Below are 5,749 nucleotides of genomic sequence, written 5' to 3' on the forward strand. Positions count from 1 at the left end.
CCCGCTACGCCGTCGGCGTAGCGGGCGGCGGCAGGGCACCCCCGGTGACACCGTCGACGAGCCACTGGTGTGGGAGCTCTACGGCCTGGACGCGGACATACTCCGCGCGCCGGGAGATGCTTCACCGGTCGTGATGCCGCGCAGCCGGGCGGACTTCCGGACCGGACATCCGTGCATGTCTTCCCGACCGTGAGCGCACCGGGCGGGAAGACATGGACGGCGGCGGGATGGTGGATCAGGCGAGCAGCTTCGCCTTGGCCTTCTCGTACTCCTGCTGATCGATGTGGCCGCTGTCCTTGAGCTCGGCGAGCTTGGCGAGTTCGGTCACATGGCCGTTGCCGCTTCCGGCGCCGCCTTCGGTTCCGGCGGCCTCCTGTACGTACTTCCGGAAGGCCGCCTCCTGGTCCTTCGCCTGCTTGACGTCCCGCTGGCCCATGCTCCGGCCGCGGACGATCAGGTAGACGAGGACGCCGATGTAAGGCAGCACGATGACGAAGACGAGCCAGCCGGCCTTCGCCCAGCCGTTCAGCGAGTGGTCACGGAAGATGTCTGTGACCACCTTGAAGAGCAGGAAGAACCACAGGACCCAGAGGAACATGTACATCATGGTCAGGAAGAGATTCAGGAGCGGATAGTCGTCCACGGGCCTACTCCGATCGCACGAATTGTCCCTTATTCGTACATCCGCTCCCACCGCACCGCATCCGCAGGCGCCCGGATGCGACTGGAGGGTCAGGCGGAGAGAGTGCCGAGGAAGCCGAACAGCTTCGCCCTGGTCCGTTCGATCTGCTGTTCCACGGTCAGCGTCTCCTCGAAGCGCCCGCCGGGAGCCGGGGCCTTCTTGCCCCTCACGTACAGGGAGCAGTCGAGGTCGGTACAGAGGTAGATGCCCATCGAATTTCCGTCCCTGCCCGCCTGTCCCGTCTTGCGGGCGGTCATCAGGGAGACGCCGGAGCCCGGGTGTGTGGTCAGGCAGACCGAACACATGCTGCGGTGCAGGAAGCCGCGCTGCCGGGACGAGGAGCGGAACGTGATGCCGGTGAGCTCGCCGTCCATGTCCGTGACGAGGTAGCTCCGGTCCGGTGCGGACAGATCACGCCACCCCAGGAAGTCCAGGTCGTCCCACGGGTGCTCGTCGAGGTCACGGGGCAGCGGCAGCCGCTTCGCCTCGCCCTTGGAACAATTGACGAACGATGTTCGGATGTCCTGCTCGCTGACGGCTCTCATGAGAACGACGCTAAGCGTGCCTATGACCTCTAGGCAAATCATTAAGAGGTGTAGGTTCACGGTTCATGGCTGCGGCCCGTCAGCAGCGATCCGCAGATGGTGCGCCGGCGGGTACGACCACAAGGACCTCGTCGAGGAGCTTCAGGCCCGCGTACGAGCGCAGCAGCACACGCCGGTGGTCGCGCAGTCACTGTCCGACGAGAACGCCCAGTCGAAGCAGAAGCTGGCGGACACCGCGCCGGCGCCGGCCAAGGAGCGCGCGATCACCACGGTTCTGCGTCGGCTCGTCGCCGAACTCGACCTGGAGCTCCATGCGGTACGCGGGGCCGGCCCGCGTCGCGGGCCTGCCTGCTCGACACCGTCCGGTACGCGGGTCTGAGCAGGAGCGTCCTACGAAGCAGGTCGCCGCTGGCCCTGAGGTCGTCGAAGAGCAGCTGATCAAACGGGCGGAACCCTTCCGCGGTCGGTGTACGCGGCGTCCGTCCCGCCACGGTCCTGCCCGACGTGGATGCCGGACGGCGAAGGCGGAGTGTCGGTCGGACGACAGGTGTTGCTCCTCGCCGGATCACTCGGGCTCACGGCTCTGCTGACACTGCTCGCCGCCGGGCCGTGGATCATGCAGGCCTTCGGCAGCGAGGGAGAGGTGGCCGATGCGGGGGCCGTCTATCTACGCTGCCTGGGGCCGTACTTGGTGCTTCTGGCTTGCTTCGTCGCGCTGGGCGGGGTGTTCGAGGGCAGCGGTGACAGCCCGGCCCTTGCCCGAATCACCACATGCGGGGTGGTGATTCAACTGGCGCTTGCGTACGGCATGTCGGGGTTGGGCATGCCGGGGATCTGCCTGGCCATCGCGCTTTCGATGGCGCTGCAATGCGCGGCCATCGCCAGGATGTACCGGCGTACGGAACAGCCCGAGGCTGCAGAGCGCGACAGGAGTCGGCCGGAGACCGCAGCCGCCGAACCCGACAGCACACCGGCCGACAACCGACGTGCCCAAGCCCAATGAGCGCCGGACAGTTCCCAGGTCCCCCGACAGCCTTTCAGCCGTGGGTACGCGTGATCCAGCCGTGCTCGCTCGCGTACCAGCCGAGGTGCAGTCGGCTCGTCGCCCCGCTGAGGTCCATCAGCCGCTTGATACGCCGCTGTACGGTCCGTGCGCCCAGGTCGAGTTCCTTGGCGACGGTCACATCCGTAAGGCCGGCCAACAGCAGGGAAAGGATCTGGAGATCGATCGGCTCGGGCCCCGGCAGCGGCGTCTCCTCGACCTCGTCGCTTCCCCTGCCGAGTGTCAGGGGAAGGCCCTGACGCCACACCTGCTCGAAGAGCGCCACCAACGAGACCAGCAGACCGCTCGACCGGGCCACCAGAGCTGCCGGTTCCGTGGTGGGGGTGCTCAGCGGAAGCATGCCCAGCGCGCCGTCGGCGATGACCAACTTGGTCGGGACCTCATCGACCACGCGCACTTCCATGCCCCGGCCCAGGGATTCGGCGAGACCGGACAGATCGCCCGCCTCGCCATCGCGTCCGGGAAACTTCTCCCGGCCGATGACCACGCGGTACTTCACGCCCCGCGACATGGCCAGTACCTCGGCCGTATTCTCCTCGGCCGAAACCGCGAGCGGCTGACTGCGGATGAGCAGGCAGAGCTCCCGCTCCGCCCCCAGCTGGAGTTGGGAGAAGCGCTGGGAAACCGCCTGTGCACCGGTCACGACCTCGATCAGGTCGTGCACGCCGGGTGCGACGGCTTCGGGCCGGTACTCCTCGGCCAGTCTGGCCGCCGCCAGCTCCGCGCACTCCAGCTCATGGCGCTGTTGGGAGAGCAGAGGCCCCAGCGCCACTGCCGGGGGAGCACTGACCCAGCAGTCCGGGCGCTCGGCGGACCGGGTGATCAGGCCCTGACGCTCGAGCCCGTGCAGGGCCTGGAGGACATCCTTCTCCGGCTGCGCGAGACGGCCCGCCAGATGCGCCGAGTCGGCCGCCCCGTGCCCGACCAGTTCCCGGTAGGTGATCTCCTGGACGGCATCGAGGCCTATCGCACCCAGCACAGTGGTCTCCTCGGTCGAGCGTTCCGCTCAGCCGTGGAAGGCGTGACGAGCACGACGGCTCGGTGTGCGGGTGTCAGACCAGTATCGGGGCCGTCGGACACGTGGAAGATACATGCAGGTATCAGTTACAAATTCTTGGCCTCGAGCCAACCGTGACCCGCCGTTTCGACACGGTCCTCAGCGGGTTCACCGTGACGGTGCCCGAGGTCAACGTGATTCGGCTCGCCGCGCTGCCCGGATCTGCTTCGGTCGCCGCACCCGTCGCCTGCGAGGTCCCGGACACGCGCACGCCGGTCTCTTCCGAGGCCCTGAGCGACAAGGCGGGCGGCGACCGTGATCACGCGGCCCCGAGGGAGACCTGGACCTCGCCGGCGGTGACGGTCCACCGGTGAGGTTCCCAGGGGTTCGCCGGCTATCCGGAGGATGCCCCGTCCTTCAGGGCGGGGGAGGAATCCGGCTTCCTGGGAGCAGGGCAGGGTCAGACCACCAGATTCAACGAGGTCGAGGCGATCCCGAGCCGGACCGTCTGACCCCAGGTCAGCTCGAGGGCATCGGCCTCCATCCCGTCGCCGAACACCACGATCCGGTCCGACTCGACGGTGAGGACCAGCCCTTCGCCACGGCCCAGTTCGCCCGCGACCAGTGATGTACCGGTCGCGGGCGACGGCCATGCCTCGCGCACGAACCAGAGCAGCCGCGGATCGGACGGGCCCGGCAGCTGCAGCGCGCTGCAGCGTTCGGCCCAGAGGGAGCGCAGCCAGCCCGTCGCGCCCGTCCCGGTGCCGACCAGCACGCCCGAGGACGCCTGGGACTCCCCGGCGGACGGGGCGCCGTCCGGGCCGATGCGGTAGCGCGCCGTCTGGTGGCCGGGCGGTCCGCAGAAGACCTCGTTCAGCGCGAGGAGCCGCTGGGTGTCGTCGGAGACGGCCTCGACCATGGTGAGCGCGTCCACCCGGTCACCGGGTGCGACGGCGGCCCGGCACAGCGCGGCCGCGTCGTGCGCGCGATGGCGTACGAGGACCCCGGGATTGCGGCCCGGGTCGGTGTCGATGCCCACCACCGGCCGGCCGGACAGGTACTTGGCCGCATTGGCGACCAGCCCGTCCTGTCCGACCACGATCACCACGTCCTCGGGGCCGAACAGGAAGCGGTCGAGGTCCGCGCGCTCGACCCGTGAACGGCGCCACTGCAGGGGCACAGCGGCAGCCACTTCGGTGAGGGCCTGCTGCGTACGGTGATGCCGCCCGGCCACCTCGTCGATGGACCGGCCGCGGGTCGAGAGGAAGAACGCCGCCTGACCGTGGGTCCCGTGCCGGGCGAGCAGTTCCTCGTACTCGGTGGTGCGGTGCACGAGGACCGCACGTGGGGCCAGACTCACGCCCGCGCCTCCGGATCCGTCCTGCCGAGCCGGGCGAGCAGGCCGGTGAGCACGTCGGGGGAGAGGGTGAGGCTGTCGATGCGGGGCAGATTCTCCGCCAGCCGGGTCGCGGCCAGGGCGTGCAGGGTGGCGGTATCCACTTCGGCGTGCGCCCGGAGCCAGGCCGCCTGGGCCTCGGCGCGGGCCGACCCGACAGCGCGGGCGGCCTCCGCCTCCGCACGGGCGAGGCGTACCTTGCGGCCGGCCTCGGCCTCCGTGCGCACGCCGTCGGCCGCGGACTTCTCCTCGGCCTCGCGGCGGGCGTTGATGCCTCGCTGGTCCACCAACTGCTCTTCGCGGCGGGCCAGTTCGATCTGGCTGGCGAGCTCGTTCTCGGCGATGGTGCGTTCCCGCTCGACCGCGACGGCCCGGCGTTCGTAGGTGGCCCGGTCGGCCTCCTGCTGGATCTGCTCCCTGGCCGGAGTGCGCAGGGCACGCTCGACCTCCGCCTCGGGGCGGATGGCGACGACGCGCACCGCCACCACGTCGATGCCGGTGGCGGGCAGTCGCGGTTCGGCGGCGAGGCCGGAGGTGACCCGTTCGCGTACCGAGGCGACCCCGTCCACCAGGGCGGTGGCGAGCGGTGTCCTGGCCAGGACATCCAGGGCGTGCTGCTGCGCGGTCTCGGTGAGAAGGGTGGCGATCTGCTCCAGCGGCGCGCTCCTCCAGACCCCGGTGTCGGGGTCCACGGAGAAGTCGAGCCGGGCGGCGGCCTCGGCCGGGTCGCTGATGCGGTAGGTGACGGTGGCCTGCACGGTGACGTCCTGGAAGTCGGCCGTACGCGCATGGAAGGCCATCGCCAGCTCCCGGTCGTTCACCGGGACTTCGGAGAGCGCGGCGGAGAGCGACCGGTACCAGAAGCTCAGCCCGGGACCGTCGTGGCTGAGCTTGCCGCGCTTGTGGTGGCGGATGTGAGCGGTGGGCGCGGAGCGCAGGTGTCGCCAGCCGAGGCGCCTGGTGATGTCGGCCATGGTGGTCCCCCTCTTTCTCGTCATGACGACGCTAATGGAGCGGTGCCATATCGTCAAGAAGACGAGAACTGCTGAGGCGGTCGTCGGCGGGC

The 5,749-nt window shown here is 69.6% G+C and carries 8 protein-coding genes and 1 pseudogene; 4 read left to right on the forward strand and 5 right to left on the reverse strand.

Features of this window, described 5'->3' with window-relative positions; genetic code table 11:
* Positions 1-193: pseudogene (locus tag ACFWBQ_RS38050) on the forward strand (hypothetical protein); the annotation flags it as partial.
* Positions 194-235: 42 nt separating this feature from the next.
* Here the strand turns inward: ACFWBQ_RS38050 and ACFWBQ_RS38055 are convergent.
* Both ACFWBQ_RS38055 and ACFWBQ_RS38060 read right to left on the reverse strand, forming a co-directional pair.
* Positions 236-643: an SHOCT domain-containing protein gene (locus ACFWBQ_RS38055; RefSeq protein WP_385508573.1), complete on the reverse strand. Its 408-nt coding sequence runs from the start codon at positions 641-643 to the stop codon at positions 236-238.
* Between the two features lie 89 nt (positions 644-732).
* Positions 733-1,227 (reverse strand): FBP domain-containing protein, encoded by a 495-nt coding sequence (locus ACFWBQ_RS38060; protein WP_385508575.1) that lies wholly within the window; start codon positions 1,225-1,227, stop codon positions 733-735.
* A 175-nt stretch (positions 1,228-1,402) separates the two neighbouring features.
* Here ACFWBQ_RS38060 and ACFWBQ_RS38065 point away from each other — a divergent pair, with 175 nt between their 5' ends.
* Both ACFWBQ_RS38065 and ACFWBQ_RS38070 read left to right on the forward strand, forming a co-directional pair.
* Positions 1,403-1,606: a hypothetical protein gene (locus ACFWBQ_RS38065; RefSeq protein ID WP_385508578.1), complete on the forward strand. Its 204-nt coding sequence runs from the start codon at positions 1,403-1,405 to the stop codon at positions 1,604-1,606.
* 129 nt (positions 1,607-1,735) lie between these two features.
* Positions 1,736-2,230 carry an MATE family efflux transporter gene (locus tag ACFWBQ_RS38070; RefSeq protein WP_385508579.1) on the forward strand — a complete coding sequence of 165 codons (495 nt, stop codon included), beginning with the start codon at positions 1,736-1,738 and terminating at the stop codon, positions 2,228-2,230.
* A gap of 34 nt (positions 2,231-2,264) precedes the next feature.
* On the opposite strand, the gene ACFWBQ_RS38075 is transcribed toward ACFWBQ_RS38070, so the two are convergent.
* Positions 2,265-3,269, reverse strand: coding sequence for a helix-turn-helix transcriptional regulator (locus ACFWBQ_RS38075; RefSeq protein WP_385508582.1), 1,005 nt, complete (start codon positions 3,267-3,269; stop codon positions 2,265-2,267).
* Between the two features lie 152 nt (positions 3,270-3,421).
* Between ACFWBQ_RS38075 and ACFWBQ_RS38080 the strand changes: the two genes are divergently transcribed.
* Positions 3,422-3,661, forward strand: coding sequence for a hypothetical protein (locus ACFWBQ_RS38080; RefSeq protein WP_385508584.1), 240 nt, complete (start codon positions 3,422-3,424; stop codon positions 3,659-3,661).
* Between the two features lie 86 nt (positions 3,662-3,747).
* Here ACFWBQ_RS38080 and ACFWBQ_RS38085 read toward each other — a convergent pair whose 3' ends face one another.
* Positions 3,748-4,647 (reverse strand): hypothetical protein, encoded by a 900-nt coding sequence (locus ACFWBQ_RS38085; RefSeq protein WP_385508586.1) that lies wholly within the window; start codon positions 4,645-4,647, stop codon positions 3,748-3,750.
* A complete protein-coding gene (locus tag ACFWBQ_RS38090) occupies positions 4,644-5,657 on the reverse strand; it encodes an SPFH domain-containing protein (protein WP_385508588.1) in 1,014 nt (337 codons plus the stop codon). The genes ACFWBQ_RS38085 and ACFWBQ_RS38090 overlap by 4 nt, the downstream gene beginning before the upstream one ends.
* Positions 5,658-5,749 lie beyond the last annotated feature (92 nt).

It is taken from the genome of Streptomyces sp. NPDC060035 (assembly GCF_042736635.1).
Lineage (GTDB): Bacteria > Actinomycetota > Actinomycetes > Streptomycetales > Streptomycetaceae > Streptomyces.